The organism is Pseudomonas sp. AC070, from assembly GCF_979258635.1.
On the sequence record NZ_OZ409871.1, the window covers coordinates 2,062,588 to 2,084,919 of the forward strand.

General features: G+C 63.8%; 14 protein-coding genes. 4 read left to right on the forward strand and 10 right to left on the reverse strand.

Annotation, left to right across the window (positions count from 1 at the left end; genetic code table 11):
* Positions 1–46 precede the first annotated feature (46 nt).
* The 6 genes from ACZZ0Q_RS09370 to ACZZ0Q_RS09395 form a co-directional block, all read right to left on the reverse strand.
* On the reverse strand, positions 47–2,032 hold the full coding sequence (locus tag ACZZ0Q_RS09370) for an acetyl/propionyl/methylcrotonyl-CoA carboxylase subunit alpha (RefSeq protein ID WP_463539215.1): 1,986 nt from the start codon (positions 2,030–2,032) through the stop codon (positions 47–49).
* Between the two features lie 144 nt (positions 2,033–2,176).
* On the reverse strand, positions 2,177–2,974 hold the full coding sequence (locus ACZZ0Q_RS09375; RefSeq protein ID WP_463539214.1) for an enoyl-CoA hydratase/isomerase family protein: 798 nt from the start codon (positions 2,972–2,974) through the stop codon (positions 2,177–2,179).
* A gap of 3 nt (positions 2,975–2,977) precedes the next feature.
* On the reverse strand, positions 2,978–4,138 hold the full coding sequence (atuD, locus tag ACZZ0Q_RS09380) for a citronellyl-CoA dehydrogenase (protein ID WP_463383000.1): 1,161 nt from the start codon (positions 4,136–4,138) through the stop codon (positions 2,978–2,980).
* A 99-nt stretch (positions 4,139–4,237) separates the two neighbouring features.
* Positions 4,238–5,854 (reverse strand): geranyl-CoA carboxylase subunit beta, encoded by a 1,617-nt coding sequence (gene atuC / locus ACZZ0Q_RS09385; RefSeq protein ID WP_463539213.1) that lies wholly within the window; start codon positions 5,852–5,854, stop codon positions 4,238–4,240.
* 3 nt (positions 5,855–5,857) lie between these two features.
* Positions 5,858–6,736, reverse strand: coding sequence for an SDR family oxidoreductase (locus ACZZ0Q_RS09390; RefSeq protein WP_463539212.1), 879 nt, complete (start codon positions 6,734–6,736; stop codon positions 5,858–5,860).
* 98 nt (positions 6,737–6,834) lie between these two features.
* Complete coding sequence (locus ACZZ0Q_RS09395; protein ID WP_463539211.1) at positions 6,835–8,640, reverse strand: acyclic terpene utilization AtuA family protein; 1,806 nt, start codon at positions 8,638–8,640, stop codon at positions 6,835–6,837.
* Between the two features lie 195 nt (positions 8,641–8,835).
* Here ACZZ0Q_RS09395 and ACZZ0Q_RS09400 point away from each other — a divergent pair, with 195 nt between their 5' ends.
* The 4 genes from ACZZ0Q_RS09400 (at position 8,836) to ACZZ0Q_RS09415 (ending at position 15,376) form a co-directional block, all read left to right on the forward strand.
* Positions 8,836–9,456 (forward strand): TetR/AcrR family transcriptional regulator, encoded by a 621-nt coding sequence (locus tag ACZZ0Q_RS09400; protein ID WP_463539210.1) that lies wholly within the window; start codon positions 8,836–8,838, stop codon positions 9,454–9,456.
* A 751-nt stretch (positions 9,457–10,207) separates the two neighbouring features.
* Complete coding sequence (gene imuA / locus ACZZ0Q_RS09405) at positions 10,208–10,858, forward strand: translesion DNA synthesis-associated protein ImuA (protein ID WP_122450546.1); 651 nt, start codon at positions 10,208–10,210, stop codon at positions 10,856–10,858.
* A 7-nt stretch (positions 10,859–10,865) separates the two neighbouring features.
* Positions 10,866–12,290 (forward strand): Y-family DNA polymerase, encoded by a 1,425-nt coding sequence (locus ACZZ0Q_RS09410; RefSeq protein ID WP_463539209.1) that lies wholly within the window; start codon positions 10,866–10,868, stop codon positions 12,288–12,290.
* Positions 12,287–15,376: an error-prone DNA polymerase gene (locus tag ACZZ0Q_RS09415; RefSeq protein ID WP_463560502.1), complete on the forward strand. Its 3,090-nt coding sequence runs from the start codon at positions 12,287–12,289 to the stop codon at positions 15,374–15,376. The genes ACZZ0Q_RS09410 and ACZZ0Q_RS09415 overlap by 4 nt, the downstream gene beginning before the upstream one ends.
* Before the next feature lie 629 nt (positions 15,377–16,005).
* On the opposite strand, the gene gcvT is transcribed toward ACZZ0Q_RS09415, so the two are convergent.
* From gcvT to gcvH, 4 genes are all read right to left on the reverse strand, one after another.
* Complete coding sequence (gcvT, locus tag ACZZ0Q_RS09420) at positions 16,006–17,127, reverse strand: glycine cleavage system aminomethyltransferase GcvT (RefSeq protein WP_463539208.1); 1,122 nt, start codon at positions 17,125–17,127, stop codon at positions 16,006–16,008.
* A gap of 182 nt (positions 17,128–17,309) precedes the next feature.
* Positions 17,310–18,686 carry an L-serine ammonia-lyase gene (locus ACZZ0Q_RS09425; protein WP_463539207.1) on the reverse strand — a complete coding sequence of 459 codons (1,377 nt, stop codon included), beginning with the start codon at positions 18,684–18,686 and terminating at the stop codon, positions 17,310–17,312.
* Between the two features lie 84 nt (positions 18,687–18,770).
* A complete protein-coding gene (gcvP, locus tag ACZZ0Q_RS09430; RefSeq protein ID WP_463560505.1) occupies positions 18,771–21,626 on the reverse strand; it encodes an aminomethyl-transferring glycine dehydrogenase in 2,856 nt (951 codons plus the stop codon).
* Between the two features lie 10 nt (positions 21,627–21,636).
* The gene (gene gcvH, locus ACZZ0Q_RS09435) at positions 21,637–22,020 is read right to left on the reverse strand and encodes a glycine cleavage system protein GcvH (RefSeq protein ID WP_463539206.1); all 384 of its coding nucleotides are present in this window, start codon (positions 22,018–22,020) and stop codon (positions 21,637–21,639) included.
* Positions 22,021–22,332 lie beyond the last annotated feature (312 nt).

A 22,332-nucleotide genomic window follows, 5' to 3' on the forward strand; every position in this document is an offset into this window, starting at 1 on the left:
CAGAAAACACGCGTACCTGTAGGAGCGGCTTTAGCCGCGATGCTTTTTAGTCGCTTACCTCAATCTCCACCAACACCTGCCGCCCCTTCACCTGATCGCCCTTATTGGCCTGCACTCGCCGCACCACGCCATCGCTGGTGGCTTTAAGCGGATGCTCCATTTTCATCGCTTCGAGCACCACCAGCAGTTGGCCTTTGCTAACGTGCTCACCTTCGCTGACCAGCACTTCGACGATGGCGCCATCCATAGGCGCTTTCACCACGCCGGAAGCCGCAGCACCGGCAGCACTCACCGGTTCGTGGGTGACGTCGAGCAGTTCGAGGTTGCCGGCGTGGCCGTATAGCCACAGCTGCTGAGCGTTGTGGTGGTAGGCCAGACGCTGGCGCACGCCGTCGATGTTCAGCGTGGCCCAGCGCCCGTCATTGCTGAGCAGCTGCAACTCAACCTGCTGCTCGCCGACCTGCGCGAGCAAACGCGGTTGCGGGCCGGACTGTTGCACGCTGAGTTCCACCGGGTATTTGTGTTCCCCGTGTTTGAGCACAAAACGCCACGGCGCATTGCCGGCGTTGCGCCAGCCAGCCAGCTCGGGCTGGTGCGCGCGGGCCTGGGCGCCGGCTTGGTAGAGCAGGGCGGCGGCGCTGGCCAGTTCGGCGGCGCCGGGTGCTTGCGGGCTCAGGCTTGGGTCGGCATGGAAGTGTTCGGCAATAAACGCGGTGGTGGCGTTGCCGGCGGCGAACTGCTCGTGGGCCAGCAGGTTGGCCAGAAAGCGCTGGTTCCCGTTGACGCCCAGCAGCACGCAATCTTCGACGGCCCGCACCAGCTTGCGCCGCGCTTCGTCGCGGGTGGCGCCATAGGCGATGACCTTGGCTAGCATGGGGTCGTAGAACGGCGTGATGCGCTGGCCCTCGACCAGGCCGTGGTCGATGCGAATGCCGTCGAGCAGCGCCGGCTCCCAGCGCAGCACGGCGCCGGTTTGCGGCAGAAAATTATTCGCCGCGTCTTCGGCATACAGGCGCACTTCCATGGCATGACCCGTGAGGCGGATGTCTTCCTGGCGCAGCGGCAATGGCTGCCCGGCCGCGACTTGCAGTTGCCAGGCGACCAGGTCCTGGCCGGTGATCAGCTCGGTGACCGGGTGTTCTACTTGCAGGCGGGTGTTCATTTCCAGAAAGAAGAACTCGCCGCTCTGGTCGAGCAGAAACTCCACCGTACCAGCGCCGACGTAATTCACCGACGCCGCCGCTTTTACCGCCGCCTCGCCCATGGCCTGACGCAGTTCGGGCGTCATCACCGGGCAGGGCGCTTCTTCGACGACTTTTTGGTGGCGGCGCTGCACCGAGCAGTCGCGTTCGCCCAGGTACACGATGTGCCCGTGCTGATCGCCGAATACTTGAATTTCCACATGCCGTGGCTGCAACACGGCGCGCTCGAGAATCAGCTCGCCGGAGCCAAACGCGTTTTGCGCCTCGGAGCGCGCGGTGCGAATTTGCGCCACCAGTTCGCTGGCTTCGGTGACCAGCCGCATCCCCCGACCGCCGCCCCCGGCGCTGGCTTTGATCATCAGCGGATAGCCAATGCGCTCGGCTTCGCGGCTGAGGGTGGCGTCGTCCTGCTCGGCGCCTTCGTATCCTGGAATGCACGGCACGCCGGCTTCGAGCATGGCGATTTTCGACAGGCGTTTGCTGCCCATCAGGTGAATGGCTTCAACGGTCGGCCCGATAAACACGATGCCGGCCGCTTCGCAGGCCTGGGCAAACGCGGCGTTCTCGGAGAGAAAGCCGTAGCCCGGATGCACCGCATCGGCGCCGGTTTTTTGCGCGGCGGCGATGATGGCGTCAATCGACAAGTACGACTGATTCACCTGCGCCGGGCCGATGCACACGGCCTGGTCGGCCAACTGCACATGGCGCGCGTCGGCATCGGCTTCGCTGTACACCGCCACGGTGCGGTAGCCCAGAGCGTGAGCGGTGTGCATGACGCGGCAAGCGATTTCGCCGCGGTTGGCGATGAGGATTTTGCTGAAGGCTGGCATGTTAGTGGGCTCCTTTTCTTATTGTGTTTGCGCCGACCCTCACCCCCAGCCCCTCTCCCGGCGACGGGAGAGGGGAGCAGACCGAGTCGCGGTCAAGCTCCCTCTCCCCTTGTGGGAGAGGGCTGGGGTGAGGGGTAAAAGCAGTCACACCGCCCACCCAGGCTTACGTTTCTGCATAAACGCCATCGTCCCTTCCACCCCTTCCTCGCCCACCACGGCCGCCGCAAACAGCCCGGCTGCGTCGTCGAGCAAGCTGTTCAGCGGCTCCCGTTCGGTGGCCAGCAGCAGCGCTTTGGTCGCCGCATTGGCGCCCGGGGCACATTGCCGAACCTGGTCCAGCACCTGCGCCAACCGTTGCTCCACCTCGGCGTCACACACATGCACCAGCCCCAGTCGCAACGCCTCTTCACCATCAAACCGCGCGGCCGTCAGGGCTAGGCGGCGGGTGTGGGTGAGGCCGATGCGCTTGACCACAAACGGCGCGATCTGCGCGGGAATAATGCCCAGGCTGGTTTCCGGCAGGCCGAATTTGGCGCTCGGGTGGGCGATGGCGATGTCGGACACACACGCCAGCCCGAACCCGCCGCCGAGCACCGCGCCTTCGAGCACGGCAATCACCACTTGCGGTGCGTTCTGCGCTTCTTCCAGTAAGGCACCAAAGGCGCGGTTGAGCTGGCGGTAGGCGTCTTCACCTTCGGTTTGCGCACGGGCGCGAGCGCCGGCCATGTCTTTGATGTCGCCGCCGGCACAGAAATGCTCGCCGGCACCGCGCAATACCAACGCACGAATGCTGGCGTCGGCGGCGCTGGTGCGTAGCACGGCGCGCAGCTCCTCGACCATCGCCAGGCTCATGGCGTTACGCACCTCGGGCCGGTTGAGGGTGATGATCAGCACGCCATCGGCGTGGTCGAGCAGCAGGGTGGTCACGGTGGGTAACGTCATGGTTCAGCCCTTCTTTTTGCCCGGCAACGTGCCCATCAGCTTGCTGATGATGCCCAGCATGATTTCGTCTGCACCGCCGCCGATGGAGACCAGGCGCACGTCGCGGTAGGCGCGGGCGACGGGGTTGTCCCACATGTAGCCCATGCCGCCCCAATATTGCAGGCAGCTATCGGTCACTTCGCGGCCCAGGCGGCCGGCTTTGAGCTTGGCCATGGAGGCGAGTTTGGTGACGTCGCGGCCTTTGATGTATTGCTCGGTGGCTTGGTAGACGAGGGCGCGCAGGCACTCGATTTCGGTGCTCAGCTCAGCCAGGCGAAAGTGAATGACCTGGTTGTCGATCAGCGGCTGGCCAAAGGTTTTGCGCTCTTTGCAGTAGTCGATGGTGCTGTCGATGCAGAACTCCAGGCCCTTGATCATGTTGGCGGCGCCGAATAGACGCTCTTCCTGGAATTGCAGCATCTGCATCATAAAGCCGGCGCCTTCATGGCCGATGCGGTTGCGCTGGGGCACGCGTACATCGTCGAAAAACACCTGGGCGGTTTCCGAACTGCGCATACCGAGTTTGTCCAGGTGCGGCGACACGCTGATGCCTGGGGTTTTCATCGGCACCACGATCAGCGATTTGTTGACGTGGGGTTTGTCGTCCGAGGTATTGGCCAACAGGCAAATGAAGTCGGCCGACGGCGAGTTGGTGATCCACATTTTGCTGCCGTTGATCACGTAGTCATCGCCGTCTTTGCGGGCGGTGGTTTTTAGCCCGGCGACGTCGGAGCCGGCGCCTACTTCCGACACGCCAATGCAGCCGACCATGTCGCCGGCAATGGCCGGGCGCAGGAACTCTTCGCGCAGCTCATCGGAGCCGAAACGGGCGAGCGCCGGGGTGCACATGTCGGTTTGCACGCCGATAGACATCGGAATGCCGCCGCACTGAATGGTGCCGAACTCTTCCGCGGCCACCACCGAGTAGCTGTAATCCAGGCCCATGCCGCCGAATTTTTCCGGCTTGGAAATGCCCAGCAAACCGAGGTCGCCGGCTTTCTTGAAGATGTCGTGGATCGGGAAGCGCCCGGCCTTTTCCCATTCATCAACGTGCGGATTGATTTCCTTGTCGACGAAATTGCGCACCGTGCGGCGAAGTTCTTCGTGTTCCTGGGTGATGATCATTGTTGTTGTTCTCCACGCGTGAATTTCGGTCTGTTTGAGAGCGGCGTTAGCGGCGGCCCTCACCCTAGCCCTCTCCTGGAAGGAGAGGGGACGATGCGATTAAAACCGCGCCACGCCAAAGGTATTGGCCTTCAACGGCCGCACCTCGGCTTCGGCGCAGATATCCAGCAGAAAACCCAGCAGCTTGCGCGTGTCGCGCGGGTCGATCAGGCCGTCGTCCCACAGGCTGGCGGTGCCGTAGAGCGCGGTGGATTGGCTGTCGAGTTTCTGCGCGGTCACGGTTTCCAGCATGTCGAGCATCTTCGGGTCGGCTTCTTTGCCTTCTTTGCGGTGTTTGTCTTCGGTGACGATGCGCAGCACTTTGCCGGCCTGGGCGCCGCCCATGACGGCGGTGCGGCTGTTGGGCCAGGCGAAGATGAAACGCGGGTCCAGGCCACGGCCGCACATGGCGTAGTTGCCGGCGCCGTACGAGCCGCCGACCACGATGGTCAGCTTGGCCACGCGGGCGTTGGCCACGGCTTGAATCAGCTTGGAGCCGTGCTTGATCACGCCTTGCTGTTCCGATTCGGTGCCGACCATAAAGCCGGTGGTGTTGTGGAAGAACAGAATCGGCGTATTGCTTTGGTCGCACAGCTGAATGAACTGCGCCGCCTTGGCTGCGCCTTTCGGCGTGATCGGGCCGTTGTTGCCGATAAAGCCGCAGGCCAGGCCTTCGATGTGCAGGTGGCCGCAAATGGTCTGGTTGTCGAACTCGGGTTTGAAGTCCAGGTATTCGGAAGCGTCGGCGATGCGGGCGATGATTTCGCGCACGTCGTAGGGCTTTTTCGCATCGCTGGGAATCAGGCCCAGCAGCTCGTCGGCCGGGTACAACGGCTCACGCACCGGCTTGCGCGGGCGGTGCGGCAGTTGGGCGTTCCACGGCAGCATGGCGATGATTTCGCGGGCGATGCGCACGCCGTCGGCGTCGTTTTCGGCCAGGTATTCGGCGGTACCGGCGGTTTGCGCGTGCATCTCGGCGCCGCCCAGTTCCTCGTCGGTGGCCACTTCGCCCGTGGCGGCTTTAAGCAGCGGCGGGCCGGCGAGGAACATTTTCGCCTTGCCACGCACCACCACGGTGTAGTCCGACAACCCCGGCTGATACGCGCCGCCAGCAGTGCTGGAACCATGCACCACCGTGATTTGCGGCAAGCCCATGGCTGACATCCGCGCCTGGTTGGCAAAGCCGCGCGCGCCTTCGACGAAAATGTCGGCAGCGTAGTTGAGGTTGGCGCCGCCGCTTTCGGCGAGGGTGACCACCGGCAATTTGTTTTCGAAGGCGATCTGTTGCAGGCGCAGGGTTTTCTTCAACCCGCTGGGGGAAATGGTGCCGCCCTTGATCGCGCTGTTGCTGGCATTCACCAGGCAGCGCACGCCAGCGATATAACCGATGCCGGAAATGATGCCGCCGCCGGCCTGGGTGCCGTCTTTGTCGTCGTGCAGTTTGTAGCCGGCCAGTGAGGCCAGTTCCAGAAACGGTGCGCCGGGGTCGAGCAGCAGGTTCAGGCGTTCACGCGGCAGTAACTGGCCGCGTTTGTCGAACTTGGCTTTGGCTTCGGCAGCCTTGTCCAGCACTTTTTGTTCCACCTCGCGGAACCCGGCGATGGTGGCCAGCATGGCCTCGCGGTTGCGGGCGAAATCTTCGCTGTGGGCGTCGAGTTCGGATTGAATCACCGGCATGACTTACTCCTTGTTATCCGCAGGTTTCAGCACGTCGGGCAGGTAGGCGCGGTGAAAGCCGTTGTACGACTCGGCGCTCTTGGCCTTGCCCAGCGTCCACGCGCGGCTGCCCTGGCTGGCGGCGCCGTCGATGCGCACGGTGTTGCCGCTGATGAAGTTGGCGCCCGGCGTAAGCAGAAAGACGATGGCCGAGGCCACTTCCGATTCGGTGCCGATGCGTTGCAGCGGTACGTGATCCTTGAGCGAGCGGATCATGTTTTTCATTGAGTCGGGGTAGGTGTCCATGCCGCTGGAGGCGATCCAGCCCGGCGCCACGGCATTGACCCGCACGCCGGCGTAGCCCCATTCCACGGCGGCGGTTTTGGTGAAGTTTTCCATGCCGGCGCGGGCGGTGCCGGAGTGGCCCATGCCGGGCATACCGCCCCACATGTCGGCGAGCATGTTGACGATGCTGCCACCGTGTTTGCTCATGCTCTGGGTGAACACCTCACGGGCCACCAGAAAGCCGCCCACCAGGTTGGTGCGCACCACGGTTTCAAAGCCTTTCTGATTGATCGACACCAACGGCGCCGGGTATTGACCGCCGGCATTGTTGACCAGGTGATGAATGCGCCCGTGCTCGGTCAGCACCTCGGCGACCATCTGCTTGACCACCTCTTCTTCACGGATGTCGCACGCCTTCCAGCTGGCGCTGCCGCCATCGGCAATGATCTCTTCGGCAGTGGCCTGCAGCTTTTCCCACTTGCGCCCGATCAGCACCACATGGGCGCCGAGAAATGCCAGCTCATGGGCCGTGGCGCGACCGATGCCGCTGCCGCCGCCGGTGACCATGATGGTTTGGCCGCTGAAGAGGGTGGGTTTGTAGATGGAGTCGTAGGTCATGTAATGGTCCCGGATTTGTAGGGCATTACCCTGTAGGAGCCAGCTTGCTGGCGAAGCGGCGAAGCGGCGAACAAAGAGCTTCGCCAGCAAGCTGGCTCCTACAGGGCCGGAGTCGAATTTAGAGAATCTGCCAACGCCTGCGGCACCGGCACCGGGAATTCCAGCAGTTGCTGGGCAAAGGCTTTGCCTTGCGGGTCGATGCGCAGGCTGGCGACACCGCCACCGCCGAGGGCGTTTTCCAGCAGGAAGTTGAAGCCGTGGCAGCCAGGCAAGTACCAGCGGCTGACGCGCCCGGTCATGGGGTCGAGTACGTGGCGCATCCAGTCGACTACCGCTTCCACGGTCAGCGCCGCCGCGATCCAGGGCAGGTACTCGGCCTCGCGGGCCATGACGCCAATGTTGCTGTGGTTGCCTTTGTCGCCGGAGCGCGCCACGGCCAGTTTGATCAGCGGCACGCTGGCGTCGGCCAGCTCCACCGCCACGGGCGCTTCCTCACCTTCGCGCAGGTCGGCGATGTTCAGCGAGTCGACCTCGGGCAGGGTCACGGGGTGGCGTTCGCCATTGATGTCGACGCTGAGCGCGCACGCGGTTTTGTCGGTCAGAAACGAGAACAGGCGAATCACCGGGTACACGGTCGGACGGCCGCCAACGATGCCGGTCAGGCCCGGCGCCATGCCGGTCGCGGCCTGGGCAATTTCGCGGGAGAACAGAATCAGGGCTTCTTTCTTGGCGTGGCGCACGGCCAGTTTCACCACCACTTCGCGGCTGTCGTGGCGCTGGCCATGGGGGCCATACGTGGCTTCGCTGCCGAGCAATTCAACGTGGGTTTCCACGTAACCGGGCCAGCCACGGTCGGCGAACATTTCGGCGGTTTTATTGAGAATGGCCTGGCTGACACGCTCGGCTTTTTTCACCGCATCGATGCCGGCAATCAGGCAACTGGCGGTGCAGCGGAAACCGTCGGGGTAGGTGGCCGACACTTTGTACTGCGGCGTAGGCGGCAGGCCTTTGGCGCCCTGAACCTGCACGCGATCAGGGTCGACCTGGCTGAGCTGCACGTGGGTGAAATCGCACACCACATCGGGCAACAGGTACGCGCGGGGGTCGCCGATTTCGTAGAGCATTTGCTCGCCAACGGTAAATGGCGTGACCAGGCCGCCGGTGCCGGCTGGTTTGCTGACCACAAAGCTGCCGTCGGCGACCACTTCAATCAGCGGAAAACCGATGTGCTCGTAGTCCGGCACGCTTTCCCAGTCGGTGAAATTGCCACCGGTGCACTGCGCGCCGCATTCAATGATGTGACCGGCGAGGGCGGCCTGGGCGAGTTTGTCGTAGTCCTGCCAGCTCCAGCCGAACTCGTGCACCAACGCGGCGCTGACCACGGCGCTGTCGACCACGCGGCCGGTAATCACGATGTCGGCGCCCAGGACCAGCGCTTCGACAATGCCCGGCGCGCCCAGGTAGGCGTTCACCGACACGCACATCGGCGGCAATGGCTGCTCGGTGAACATTTCGCGGGCGCCGGCTTTATAGAAGTCGGGAAGTTTGCTTTGCAGGTTGTCGCCATGCAGCACGGCAATTTTCAGCGTCACCCCGGCTTTCTCGCAGGCCGCGGCCAGGGCGGTGGCGCAGGCTTGCGGGTTAACGCCGCCGGCGTTGCTGATGACGCGGATTTTCTTGTTGGCGATGGTGTGCAGCAGCGGGGCGAGCACCTCGATGAAGTCGCCGGCGTAGCCTTGCTCCGGGTTCTTCATACGCGCGCCGGCCATGATCGACATGGTGATTTCGGCCAGGTAATCGAACACCAGATAATCCAGTTCGCTGCCATTCACCAATTGGGCGGCGGCGGTGGAGGTGTCGCCCCAGAACGCGGAAGCGCAGCCGATGCGTACGGTTTTAGTCATTGGAATTGTGCCCGTTTGCCGATCGATGTGCCGACCATACCAAGCAAGCGCTTGGTTATGGAAGCCCTGTTTTTGTCTTTCTCAACGAAAGCACGGCCAAGCGCTTGCTTGGTAAACCCTTCACGCTTAAATTTCACCAATGCCGACAAGCACTTGCCATCTTTAAGGCCGGGCGTTGGGCTAGGGGGAATACGCGTGGATGAGCAACAAGCCCAAACGGTGATGCACGAACTGGTGGTCGCCGGTCAGGTAACCGACCCGGACAGCGCGCGCGGCAAACTGCTGCAAACCGCTGCCCACCTGTTCCGCAGCAAAGGCTACGACCGCACCACCGTGCGTGACCTGGCAGGCGCGGTGGGCATTCAGTCGGGCAGCATCTTTCATCACTTCAAGAGCAAGGACGAGATTCTTCGTTCCGTGATGGAGGAAACCATCCGCTACAACACCGCCCTGATGAACGCCGCCCTGGCCGACGCCAGCGACGTGCGCGAGCGAGTGTTAGCGCTGATTCGCTGCGAGTTGCAGTCGATCATGGGCGGCACCGGCGAGGCCATGGCGGTGTTGGTGTACGAATGGCGCTCGCTGTCGCCGGAAGGGCAGGCGTACATTCTGGATTTGCGTGATACGTATGAGCAGATTTGGCTGGCCGTGCTGCAAGAGGCCAAGGATGCCGGGTATTTCAGCGGGGATCCGTTTGTGCAGCGGCGGTTTCTGACCGGGGCGTTGTCGTGGAGTACGACGTGGTTTCGGGCGGATGGGCCGATGAGTCTGGATGAGTTGGCGCAGGAGGCTTTGAGTTTGGTGATTAAGGGGTAGGGCGTGTATCGCGGCGCTGTATGTTTACACCGCGCTATCTGCAAACCTCCGTCATCCTCGCGAACGCGGCGGTCCGACGATTCGGGATCCAGAATCTTCAGTCGTACGGCTGAATTGGCCTCTCGTATTCATTACCGTATTCGCTGAACGTTTTGTTTCGCGCCTTACGCGCGAGGGCCCACGTAGGTTGGGTTGAGCTGCAGGCGAAGCCCAACATTACGCCGCCCCGAATCCAGACCTCCGTCATCCTCGCGCACGCGGGGATCCAGAATTTTGAGCCTTACGCATGTGGCATGGACGGAGGTATTCATTACCGCATCTGCTGAACGTTTTGTTTCGCGCCTTACGCGCGACCTACTTTTCCAGTCGCTGAAAAGTAGGCAAAAAGCTTGCCCCTACCTTGGCCTTGCGCTGCGCTCCAGGTTCCCTCATTCCATCGCCACTCCGGGGGCCGTCACAACGGGCCATCCATGGCCCGATGTTCCTTTCGCGGCTCCCGGCCGCTCAACCCCCTGCGCGACGACTCCATTCGGCCTGCGATGAACGGGGCGGGTAGATCACAAGCAAAATCAAAGGCTTAGATAAAAATATCGCGGCTGAAGCCGCTCCTACAGACGGCATATTTTCTGTAGGAGCGGCTTTAGCCGCGATGCTTTCCTGCCTTCACACCTCTTGTCGGTCGCCATTGACCAGCCCCCTCGGATTTAGGTTTACTGTATACCCATACAGTAATTTCCGATTGAGCTTTACCATGCTTCCTACCTCTCCCTCTCTTGCTGACTCCGCTGTGGCAGGCAATGTCGTCTCTCTTGATGCGTTGCTGGAGCGTCGTCGTGTGTGGAAGGGCCGCGCCATGCCGCAGCAGGCGGGGCATATCGCGACGGGGCATGCGGGGCTCGATGCGTTGTTGCCGACCGGCGGCTGGCCAGAAGGGGCGTTGAGTGAAATTTTGCTGGGCGCGCCCGGTGTTGGCGAGTTGCAGCTGCTGTGGCCGACCCTGGCGCGCTTGACCTCAGCCGGTGAACGCGTGGTGTTGGTGGCGCCGCCGGGGGTGCCGTTTCCGCAGGCGTGGCTCGCTGCCGGGGTGGATTTGCGCTGGGTGAGCATCATTCAAGCCAATGGCCGCGATGCGTTGTGGGCGACGGAGCAGTGTTTGCGTTCGGGCAGTTGCGGGGCGGTGGTGGGCTGGCCACAGCAGGCCGATGACCGCGCGCTGCGCCGGTTGCAGGTGGCGGCGGAAACCGGGCAAACCCTGGCGTTTGCGTATCGCTCGCTGAAAGAGGCGGTGAACCCGTCGCCGGCCGCGCTGCGCATTGCCATCGACACCCAGCCGGCGCAGTTGCGGGTGCTCAAGTGCCGGGGCGGGTTGGCGCCGGCCATGCCTGTGCCTTTGGCGCGTTGAGGCGGTTATGCGTTGGGTGTGCATTGTGTTGCCGCAGTTGGCGTTGGATGCCGTGCTAAGGGCTCGCGATAACCCCGAAGCGCCGCTGGCGTTGATCAGCGGCACGCCCCAGCGCCGGGTGCTGCAAGCGGTGAACGACGCCGCCCGCGAGCTGGGCTTGAAACCGGGACAAAGCCTGACCACCGCGCTGGCCCTGAGCCGTGAATTCATTCAGGTGGAATACGACCACAGCGCAATCGCCAAGTGGCATCAGTTCCTCGCCGCTTGGGCGTATTCCTTCAGCTCGCAGGTCAGCTTGCGTTACCCGCGTGCCGTGCTGCTGGAGATCGAGTCCAGCCTCGCCCTGTTTGGCCCGTGGCCGCGTTTTGAGGCGCGCTTGCGCAGCGAGTTGACGGCCCTGGGTTTTCGGCATCGCCTGGTGGCCGCGCCCAATCCGGTGGCCGCGCGCATGCTCGCCAACGCCTATGACGGCTTGGCCGTGAGCGACAGCCAGGCGCTGCACGAGGTGCTCGGCGCCATGCCGCTCAATCGCCTGGGGCTGGACAGCAAAACCGCCAGTTCCCTGGCACGCATGGGCCTGCGTCGTCTGCACGATGTGCTGGCGCTGCCCCGGCATACCTTGGCCAAACGCTTCGACGCCGCGCTGCTGTTGCACCTGGATACCTTGCTCGGCCAGCGCGCGGTGGCGCTCGATTGCTACCAGCCGCCGGAGCATTTCGAGATACGCATCGAGCTGAACTTCGATGTGGAATCGACCCAGGCGCTGCTCTTCCCCCTGCGCCGTTTAACCGCCGACCTGGCGGCTTTTCTGGCCGGGCGTGACAGCGGCGTGTTGGGGTTTGTGCTGCACCTGGAGCATGTCGACGGCAGCCGCGGCCAGGTAGACGTCGGTCTGCTCAGCGCCGAGCGCGAGCCGAACCTGCTATTTGAACTGGCCCGTGGTCGCCTGGAGCGGCTGGTGGTGCATGCGCCGGTGCGGGCCATCAGTTTGCAAGCCAAGGATTTGCCCGCCTTTGTGCCCGAGCACCGCGAGCTGTTTGACGAGCGCCCGCAACAATCGGTGCCCTGGGCGCAACTGCGCGAACGCCTGCGCGCGCGCTTGGGCGATGACGCCGTGCACGGCATTCAGGCACACGCCGATCACCGGCCTGAATGCGCCTGGCTGGCCAACGACAGCAGCAAAACGCCGCCAGTGACCGCCAACGCCGCGCGCCCCGGCTGGTTGCTGACCGAAGCACAGCCGCTGCGCGAGCGGGCGCCGCAGGTGCTCGCCGGCCCCGAGCGCATTGAGTCTGGCTGGTGGGACGGTGGCGACATCCGCCGCGACTATTACCTGCTGCAAACCCGCAGTGGCCAGCGCGTGTGGGCCTACCGCAGCGTCAGCAGCTGCGAAGAAGCGGGGCCGTTTATGGTCCAGGGCTGGTTTTCATGAGCGCCTATGCCGAGCTGCATTGCCTGAGCAATTTCAGTTTTCAGCGCGGTGCTTCCAGCGCCAAGGAACTGTTCGAACGGGCCAAACGCCACGGCTACCAAGCGCTGGCGATTACCGATGAATGCACCCTGGCCGGCATTGTGCGGGCCTGGCAGGCAGCCAAGGAAACCGGGCTGCCGCTGATTATCGGCAGCGAATTCAGCCTGGAAGACGGTCCGAAAATTGTGCTGCTGGCGGAAAATCTCAGCGGCTATCAACACCTGTGCCGGCTGATTACCCAAGGCCGACGCCGCAGCGGAAAAGGCCAGTACCGCGTGCTGCGCGAAGATTTCGACGGGCCTCTGGATGGCCTGTGCGCCTTGTGGCTGGCCGACTTGGCAGACGATGTCGACGAGCAGGGCGCCTGGCTGCGTGAGCGTTTTGCGCCAACGCTGTGGCTGGCCGTGGAGCTGCATTGCGGGCCAGACGATGACCGTCGGCTACAGAATTTGCTGAGCCTGGCCGAGCGCTTGAATATTCCCGCCGTCGCGACCGGCGATGTGCACATGCACGCCCGTGGCCGCCGCGCCCTGCAAGACACCATGACCGCCATCCGCCACCACTGCACGGTGGCCGAGGCCGGGCTGCGTTTGTTCGCCAACGGCGAACGGCACCTGCGGCCCTTATCTGCACTGGCGGCGTTGTACCCACCGGCGCTGCTGGCCGAAACCGTGAACATCGCCGCGCGCTGCACGTTCAGCCTCGATCAACTGAAATACGAATACCCGCGCGAGCTGGTGCCAGAAGGCCACAGCGCTAGCTCCTGGCTGCGTCACCTGACCGAAAAAGGCATGCGCTGGCGCTGGCCCGAAGGCATTCCGCAAAAGGCCATCGACCTTGTGGAACGCGAGTTGGCGCTGATCGCCGAGCTCAAGTACGAAAGCTATTTCCTCACCGTGCACGACATCGTGCGCTTCGCCCGTGGTGAAGGCATTCTCTGCCAGGGCCGTGGCTCGGCGGCCAACTCGGCGGTGTGTTTTTCCCTGGGCATCACCGAAATCGACCCGGCGCGCATGAACATGCTGTTCGAGCGCTTTCTTTCCAAAGAACGCAACGAGCCGCCCGACATTGACGTCGACTTCGAACACGACCGCCGCGAAGAAGTGCTGCAATACATCTTCCAGCGCTACGGCCGGGGCAGGGCGGCGCTCACCGCCGTGGCCAGCACTTATCACGGCGCGGGCGCGGTGCGTGACGTCAGCCGCGCCCTCGGTTTGCCGCCCGACCAGATCAACGCCCTGGCCGACTGTTGCGGACGCTGGAGCAAAGACGGCCCGCCGCTGGACGACCTGCGCGAAGCCGGCTTCGACCCGACATTGCCGGAACTGCACCGGGTGCTGGCGTTAACGGGCGAGCTGATCGGCTTTCCCCGCCACTTGTCCCAACACCCTGGCGGCTTCGTGATTTCCGAACAGCCGTTGAGCACCCTGGTACCGGTGGAAAACGCCGCCATGGCCGACCGCACCATCATTCAATGGGACAAAGACGACCTCGACCTGGTGGGCCTGCTCAAGGTCGACATTCTCGCCTTGGGCATGCTCAGCGCCATTCGCCGCACCTTCGACCTGATCAACTACCACCGAGGCCAAAAGTGGACGCTGGCGACCCTGCCCGCCGAAGACCCGGCCACCTACGAAATGATCAGCCGCGCCGACACCATCGGCGTGTTCCAGATTGAATCCCGCGCGCAAATGGCCATGCTCCCGCGCCTGCGCCCGAGAACGTTCTACGACCTGGTGATTCAGGTCGCCATCGTGCGGCCGGGGCCGATTCAGGGCGACATGGTGCATCCGTACCTGCGCCGGCGTAATAACGAAGAGGAAGTGACCTATCCCTCCGAGGCCTTGCGCGCCGTGTTTGAACGCACCCTGGGCGTGCCGTTGTTTCAGGAGCAGGTGATGGAGCTGGCGGTGGTGGCGGCCGGTTATTCCCACGGCGAGGCCGATCAGCTACGACGCTCCATGGCCGCCTGGAAACGCCACGGCGGCCTGGAACCGCACCGTGAACGGCTGACCTGCGGCATGCTCGAACGCGGCTACAGCGCCGAATTTGCCGCGCGCATTTTCGAGCAGATCAAAGGCTTCGGCAGCTACGGCTTCCCCGAATCCCACGCCGCCAGCTTCGCCTTGCTCACCTACGCCAGTTGCTGGCTCAAATGCCACGAGCCGGCGGCGTTTATCTGCGCCCTCATCAACAGCTGGCCCATGGGCTTCTACAGCCCCGACCAACTGCTGCAAGACGCCCGCCGCCACGGCATCGAAATTCGCCCCGTCGATGTGCAGGTCAGCACCTGGGATTGCTCCCTGGAATTTGCCGACGACGACCCGCAGCGCAGCGGCGACCCGGCCATTCGCATGGGCATGCGCATGATCAAAGGCCTGCGCCAGGACGACGCCGAGCGCGTGATTGAAGTGCGGGCGCGCGGGCCGTTCGTAAACGTCAGCGAACTGATCCAACGCGCCCACCTCGACGCCCGCGCCCGCGAACAGCTCGCCGACGCCGGCGCCCTGCGCAGTCTGGCCGGCCACCGGCACAACGCCCGCTGGGCCGTGGCCGGCGTGGAAGCCCAGGCGCCGCTATTCGCCGACTTGCCCCTGGTGGACGACAGCGTCGCGCTGCCTGAGCCGAGCGTGGTGGAAAACGTGTGGGTCGACTACGCCACCTTGGGCACCACCCTCGGCCCGCACCCCTTGCGCCTATTACGCAGCGAACTGCGCAACCGCCGCTGCCGCAGCTCGGCGGAACTGGCCGTTACCGAAGACGGCAGCAACGTACGAGTCGCCGGCCTGGTCCGCGGCCGCCAACGCCCACAGACCGCCAGCGGCGTGATATTCGTCACCCTCGAAGACGAATTCGGCATGGTCAACGTCGTGGTCTGGAACGACCTCGCCGAACGGCAGCGGCGAGTGCTCGTCGGCTCCAGCCTTATGCAAGTGGAAGGCAAACTGGAAGCCAAAGATGGCGTGCAACACCTGATCGCCAAACGCCTGTACGACCTCACGCCGTTACTGAAAGGGCTGGACGTAAGCAGTCGGGATTTTCACTAAGCCCACAAGCATCGCGGCTAAAGCCGCTCCCACAAGAGCACCGCAAACCGTAGGAGCGGCTTCAGCCGCGATGTTCTTGATCTGCCGCTTGTGATTCACCGCTTGTGATCTACCCGCCCCATTCATCGCAGGCCGAGTGGAGTCGGTGCGTAGGGGGTTGAGCGGCCGGGAGCCGCGAAAGGAACATCGGGCCATGGATGGCCCGTTGTGACGGCCCCCGGAGCGGCGACGGAGGGAGGGGAGTCGGAGCGAAGCGTAGACCCAAGGTAGGGGCAAGCGCTTTGGTTACTTTGCCGCAACTGGGAAAGTGACTCGCGCGTAAGGCGCGAAATAAAACGTTCAGCGCACGCGGTAATGAATACCTCCGTCCGGACCAGATGCATACGACTCAAAACTCTGGATCCCGAATTGTCGGACCACCGCGTGCGCGAGGATGACGGAGGTTTGGTTGAAACGCGCGTAAGGCGCGAAAAGAATGTTCAGCGCACTCAGTAATGAACACCGCTGCACTTCACATTGGTGTACGGCTGGAAACTCTGGATCCCGAATCGTCGGACCGCCGCGTGCGCGGGGGTGACGGAAGTTCGGCGTCGAGCGGGGTGGTGGAGCGGCGGATTAGCGGGGGCACCTTACCCGCGGAAATACCGCTGCGGCACAAACGGCGTTTTCGCCACCTTCATCGGCACGCGCTTGCCCCGCACCAACGCCCATACCGTGTTCTCCAGCGCGTTGTGCCCCGCATCCACATACCCCATCGCCAACGGCGCACCCAGGCTCGGCCCAAAGCCACCGCTGCACACACGGCCAATCACCACCCCATCGGCATCAACAATCTCGCAACCCTCACGCACCGGCGTGCGCTCTTGCGGCAGCAGGCCGACGCGTTTGCTCGCCACGCCATCCTGCTGTTGCGAAAACACCCGCGCCGCCCCAGGGAAGCCGCCGGCCCGGGCGCCATCGGCACGGCGCACTTTGGAGATGGCCCACAGCAACCCGGCTTCAATCGGCGTGGTGTCGGTGTTCATGTCGTGGCCGTACAGGCACAGGCCGGCTTCCAGGCGCAGCGAGTCGCGGGCGCCAAGGCCGATGGCCTGTACTTCCGGCTCGGCCAGCAGGGCGCGGGCGAGGGTGTCAGCCTGGTCGGCGGGAATGGAAATCTCGTAGCCGTCTTCGCCGGTATAGCCCGAGCGGCTGACGAAACAATCCACGCCCAGCAGCGTCACCGGGCGGAAGTTCATAAAGGTCATGCCAGCCACTTCCGGCGCCAGGCGTGCCAGCACCGTGACGGCGGCCGGGCCTTGCAGGGCGAGCAGGGCGCGGTCGAAGTGGGCGATCACTTCGCACTGGCCGCTCAGGTGCTGTTGCAGGTGGGCCAGGTCCTGGTCTTTGCAGGCGGCGTTGACCACCAGAAACAGCGTGTCGTCCCCAAGGTTGGCGACCATCAGGTCATCGAGAATGCCGCCGTTTTCGTTGGTGAACATGGCGTAGCGCTGCATGCCCACGGGCAGGTCGATGATGTCTACCGGCACCAGGGTTTCCAGGGCGCGGGCGGCGTTGGCGCCGCGCAGCACGATCTGGCCCATGTGCGACACATCGAACAACCCGGCCTGGTCGCGGGTGTGCTGGTGTTCCTTGAGCACGCCGAGCGGGTATTGCACCGGCATGTCGTAGCCAGCGAACGGCACCATGCGCGCACCGAGTTCCAGGTGCAGGGCGTGGAGAGGGGTTTTGGCCAGGTTTTCGGTGGACATGGGTTTGCTCCTGAATGAGGGTGATTGGAGTGGGCAAGGGCCCCTCTCCCTAACCCTCTCCCGCAGGCGGGAGAGGGGACTGATCTATGGGGTATTCGATTTATCTGCCAGGTCGCCAATCTGCTCCCCTCGCCCGCAAGCGGGAGAGGGGCTGGGGGAGAGGGCAGCAGGCGACGCGGTGTTCAACATTCAATAATGTTCACCGCCAACCCGCCCCGCGCCGTTTCTTTGTATTTGTTGTTCATGTCGGCGCCGGTCTGGCGCATGGTGCGGATCACTTTGTCGAGGGAGACGAAGTGCTGCCCGTCGCCACGCAGGGCCATGCGCACGGCGTTGATGGCTTTCACCGAGCCCATGGCGTTGCGTTCGATGCACGGCACCTGCACCAGGCCGCCGATGGGGTCGCAGGTGAGGCCGAGGTTGTGTTCCATGCCGATTTCCGCAGCGTTTTCCACTTGCGCCACGCTGCCGCCCATCACTTCGCACAAGGCGCCAGCGGCCATGGAACAGGCCACGCCCACTTCGCCCTGGCAGCCGACTTCGGCGCCGGAGATGGAGGCGTTTTCTTTGTACAAGATGCCGATGGCCGCGGCGGTGAGCAGAAAGCGCACCACGCCGTCGTCGTTGGCGCCGGGAATAAAGCGCACGTAGTAATGCAGCACCGCCGGCACGATGCCGGCCGCGCCGTTGGTGGGGGCGGTGACCACGCGGCCGCCGCTGGCGTTTTCTTCGTTGACGGCCAGGGCGTACAAGTTCACCCAGTCGAGTACCGACAACGCATCGCGCAGCGAGGCTTCCGGGCTGTTGCGCAATTGCCGGTACAGCGCGGCGGCGCGTCGCTTGACCTTGAGTCCGCCGGGCATGATGCCTTCGTTGTGGCAGCCGGCTTCGACGCAGTTCTGCATCACTTGCCAGATATGCAGCAGCCTGGCGCGGGTTTCGGCTTCCGGGCGCCAGGCGCTTTCGTTGGCGAGCATCACTTGGCTGATCGACAGGTTATGGGCGGAGCAATGGCCCAGCAGCTGTGCGCCGGTGGTGAACGGATGGGGCAGCAGGGTGCTGTCTTCAACAATGCGGTCGGCGCCGGCGGCGTCTTCGTCCACCACAAAACCACCGCCGACCGAGTAGTACTCGCGGCTGCGCAGTTGCAGACCAGCCTCGTCGAAGGCGCGGAAGATCATGCCGTTGGGGTGCTGCGGCAAGGGTTTGCGGATCATCGCCAGGTGCTGTTTTTCCACGAAGGCGATGGATTTTTCGCCTAGCAGATTGAGCTGGCCGCTTTTACGAATGGTTGCCAGACGGGCGTCGACGGTGGCGGTGTCGACGGTGTCGGGCTGTTCGCCTTCCAGGCCGAGCAGCACCGCTTTGTCGCTGCCGTGGCCTTTGCCCGTGGCGCCGAGCGAGCCGTACAGCTCGACTTTCACGCTGTGGGTGGCGCCGAGCAGGTCGTCGCGGCGCAGCCCTTCGGCAAACCGCGCAGCGGCGCGCATAGGCCCGACCGTGTGGGAGCTGGAGGGGCCGATGCCGATCTTGAACAGGTCAAACACGCTGAGTGCCATACAGACCTCGGGTTATGCGGCGGGGCGTATCGCGGCTGAACCGGAATGCCGGTTCAGCATTCCGGTTCAGCCGCGATTGCTTTATTACTCAGCGTATTCGCTGATCGACGGGCAGGAGCAGACCAGGTTGCGGTCGCCGTACACGTTGTCGATGCGCGCCACGGGCGGCCAGTACTTGGCTTCGATCAGGCTGGCCACCGGGTAGGCGGCTTGCTCGCGGCTGTACACGTGCGGCCATTCGCCGAGCAGTTCCTGAGCGGTGTGCGGGGCGTTTTTCAGCGGGTTGTCCTGGGCGTCTGCTTCGCCGCGTTCGATGGCGCGAATTTCGTTGCGGATGCTGATCATGGCGTCGCAGAAGCGGTCCAGCTCTTCCTTGGATTCGCTTTCGGTCGGCTCGATCATCAGGGTGTTGGCCACCGGGAACGACATGGTCGGGGCGTGGAAGCCGTAGTCGATCAGGCGCTTGGCCACGTCATCCACGCTGATGCCGCTGGTTTCTTTCAGCGGGCGCAGGTCGAGGATGCATTCGTGCGCCACCAGGCCATTGCTGCCGGCGTACAGCACCGGGAAGTGCTCTTCGAGGCGGTTGGCAATGTAGTTGGCGCTGAGAATGGCCAGCTGCGAGGCGCGTTTGAGGCCTTCGCCGCCCATCATTTTCATGTACATCCACGAAATCGGCAGGATGCTCGCGCTGCCAAACGGCGCGGCGCTGACAGCACCTTCTTTGCGCTCCATGTGGCCGTGGCCTGGCAGGAATGGCGCCAGGTGCGATTTCACGCCAATCGGGCCAACGCCCGGGCCGCCACCACCGTGGGGAATGCAGAAGGTCTTGTGCAGGTTCAGGTGCGAGACGTCGCCGCCGAACTTGCCCGGCGCGCAGAGGCCGACCATGGCGTTCATGTTGGCGCCGTCGATGTACACCTGGCCGCCGTTGTCGTGAATGATCGCGCAGATTTCGCGGATTTCTTCTTCGAACACGCCGTGGGTGGACGGGTAGGTGATCATCAACGCGGCGAGGCGATCTTTGTGTTCCAGGGCCTTGGCGCGCAGGTCTTCCACGTCGACGTTGCCACGGGCGTCGCAGGCGGTGACCACCACGCGCATGCCGGCCATGTTGGCGGTGGCCGGGTTGGTGCCGTGGGCCGAGGAGGGGATCAGGCAGATGTCACGTTCGCCCTGGCCACGGCTGGCGTGGTAGGCGCGAATGGCCAGCAGGCCGGCGTATTCACCTTGCGAACCGGCGTTGGGTTGCAGCGACACGGCGTCGTAACCGGTGGCAGCGCAGAGCATGGCTTCCAGTTCGTCGGTGAGCTGCTGGTAGCCCTGGCTTTGCTCGGCTGGCACGAAGGGGTGCAGGGCGCCGAACGCGCTCCAGGTGACGGGCTGCATTTCGCTGGCGGCGTTGAGTTTCATGGTGCACGAGCCCAGCGGGATCATGGTGCGATCCAACGCCAGGTCTTTGTCCGCCAGGCGGCGCAGGTAGCGCATCAGCTCGGTTTCCGAGTGATAGCGATTGAACGACGGGTGCTGCAGGAAGCTGGACGAACGCAGCAACGACTCCGGCAGTTGCAGGCCGGTGTTGGCAGAGAGGGCGGCGAAATCGGGCAGCGCCTGGCCGTCAGCGGCGAACAAGGCCCACAGGGCTTCGATGTCGGCTTGAGTGGTGGTTTCGTCGAGCGACAAGCCCAGTTGCGCGGCATCGATCTGGCGCAGGTTGATCTGCGCGGCCCACGCCTTGGCGTGCAGCTCGGCGGTGCGGGCGCCGGTGTTCAGGGTCACGGTGTCGAAAAAGTGCTGCTGCGCGACCGGCAAGCCCAGCTGGGCCAGGCCTTTGGCCGCGATCACAGTGAGCACGTGCACGCGCTTGGCGATGTCGGTCAGGCCTTGCGGGCCGTGGTACACGGCGTACATCCCGGCGATGTTGGCGAGCAGAACCTGCGCGGTGCAGATGTTGCTGGTGGCCTTCTCGCGGCGTATGTGTTGCTCGCGGGTCTGCATGGCCAGACGGAAAGCCGGCTTGCCGTGACGGTCGATAGACACACCGACCAACCGGCCTGGCATATCGCGTTTGAAGGCATCGCGGGTGGCGAAGTAAGCGGCGTGCGGGCCGCCAAAGCCCAGCGGCACGCCGAAGCGCTGCGCGCTGCCCAAGGCCACGTCGGCATCGAATTCGCCGGGCGGGGTGAGCAGGGTCAGGGCCAACAGGTCAGCCGATACGGCCACCAAGGCGCCAACGGCGTGGAAGCGCTCGACCAGGGCGCGGTAGTCGAAGATGTCGCCATTGCTGGCCGGGTATTGCAACAGGCAACCGAAGTAGGCGGCGAAGTCTTCAATGGCGGTTTCGTCGCCCACCACCACCTCAATGCCCAGCGGCTCGGCGCGGGTGCGCAACACGTCGAGGGTTTGCGGGTGGCAGTGTTGGGAAGCGAAGAAGGCTTGGCTGGCTTTGTTTTTCGCCAGGCGTTTGCAGAAGGTCATGGCTTCGGCAGCGGCGGTGGCTTCGTCGAGCAACGAGGCGTTGGCGATTTGCAGGCCGGTGAGGTCGCAAATCATGGTCTGGAAATTGAGCAGCGCTTCCAGGCGGCCTTGGGAAATTTCAGGCTGGTAAGGCGTGTATGCCGTGTACCAGGCCGGATTTTCCAGCAGATTACGCAGGATCGGGGCCGGGGTCAGGGTGCCGTAGTAGCCCTGGCCGATGTAGGTTTTGAACTGCTGGTTCTTGTCGGCGATGGCTTTGATTTCTGCCAAGGCGGCGGTTTCGCTCAGGCCTTCGGGCAGGTTCAGCACGCTGGTGCCTTTGATGCTGTCCGGAATCACGCTGGCGCTCATGGCTTCCAGCGAGTCGTAGCCCAGACGCTCCAGCATGGCGGCGATATCACGCTCACGCGGGCCGATGTGACGGGCGATGAATTCGTTACGGGTGTCGAGGGAAATAGTCATTAGCGTCGTCTCAGGCGTCGTCGTTGGCTTTCAGCAGGCGGTCGTAGGCGGCTTGGTCGAGCAGCGAGGCCAGCACGCTGTTGTCGGCCAGCTTCATGCGGAAAAACCAGCCGGCGCCAAGGGCATCTTCGTTCACGGTTTCCGGCGCGTTTTCCAGGGCGGCGTTCACTTCGATCACTTCGCCGTCCACCGGCATGGCGATGGTGCTGGCGGCTTTCACCGACTCCAGTACCGCCACTTCGCTGCCCACGGCATGGGCGCCGAGCTCCGGCAATTGCACAAACACCACATCACCGAGGGCTTCTTGAGCGTAGGGCGTAATGCCGACGGTAACCAGGCCGTCACTGTCCAGACGCAGCCACTCGTGTTCGCTGGTGAATCGCAATTCGCTCATGTCGCTTCCTATGGTCAAGGGCGTGCCTGCTTTTATGAAGACTAGCGAGGCATCGCTTGGAGTAATGGCTATGGCTGTTAGCAAGGGCGGTGCCAGGTTGGGTGTGCGCAAGCAGGGCGCGGCTTTGCGGGCTGTGGGGAATTTCAGCGGCGGCGGATGTGGAATGAAAACGATACGGTCACGTGGCGGTCGCACGCTAGATTGCTTTCGGGCCTTGAAATGCCTAGTGGCAGCATGCGCTGTAACGAAGTCGTTCCGGTGTATTGATATCGTTACGGATCGGGCGCAGGTGGAACCCGAGCGGGCAGGGGC

Coding starts and splice junctions, on each gene's coding strand:
- ACZZ0Q_RS09425 (WP_463539207.1), bottom strand. CDS start 18,686: ATGGCACTCAGCGTGTTTGACCTGTTCAAGATCGGCATCGGCCCCTCC.
- ACZZ0Q_RS09370 (WP_463539215.1), bottom strand. CDS start 2,032: ATGCCAGCCTTCAGCAAAATCCTCATCGCCAACCGCGGCGAAATCGCT.
- ACZZ0Q_RS09375 (WP_463539214.1), bottom strand. CDS start 2,974: ATGACGTTACCCACCGTGACCACCCTGCTGCTCGACCACGCCGATGGC.
- ACZZ0Q_RS09410 (WP_463539209.1), top strand. CDS start 10,866: ATGCGTTGGGTGTGCATTGTGTTGCCGCAGTTGGCGTTGGATGCCGTG.
- ACZZ0Q_RS09415 (WP_463560502.1), top strand. CDS start 12,287: ATGAGCGCCTATGCCGAGCTGCATTGCCTGAGCAATTTCAGTTTTCAG.
- ACZZ0Q_RS09390 (WP_463539212.1), bottom strand. CDS start 6,736: ATGACCTACGACTCCATCTACAAACCCACCCTCTTCAGCGGCCAAACC.
- gcvH (WP_463539206.1), bottom strand. CDS start 22,020: ATGAGCGAATTGCGATTCACCAGCGAACACGAGTGGCTGCGTCTGGAC.
- atuC (WP_463539213.1), bottom strand. CDS start 5,854: ATGCCGGTGATTCAATCCGAACTCGACGCCCACAGCGAAGATTTCGCC.
- ACZZ0Q_RS09395 (WP_463539211.1), bottom strand. CDS start 8,640: ATGACTAAAACCGTACGCATCGGCTGCGCTTCCGCGTTCTGGGGCGAC.
- atuD (WP_463383000.1), bottom strand. CDS start 4,138: ATGATCATCACCCAGGAACACGAAGAACTTCGCCGCACGGTGCGCAAT.
- gcvP (WP_463560505.1), bottom strand. CDS start 21,626: ATGACTATTTCCCTCGACACCCGTAACGAATTCATCGCCCGTCACATC.
- imuA (WP_122450546.1), top strand. CDS start 10,208: ATGCTTCCTACCTCTCCCTCTCTTGCTGACTCCGCTGTGGCAGGCAAT.
- gcvT (WP_463539208.1), bottom strand. CDS start 17,127: ATGTCCACCGAAAACCTGGCCAAAACCCCTCTCCACGCCCTGCACCTG.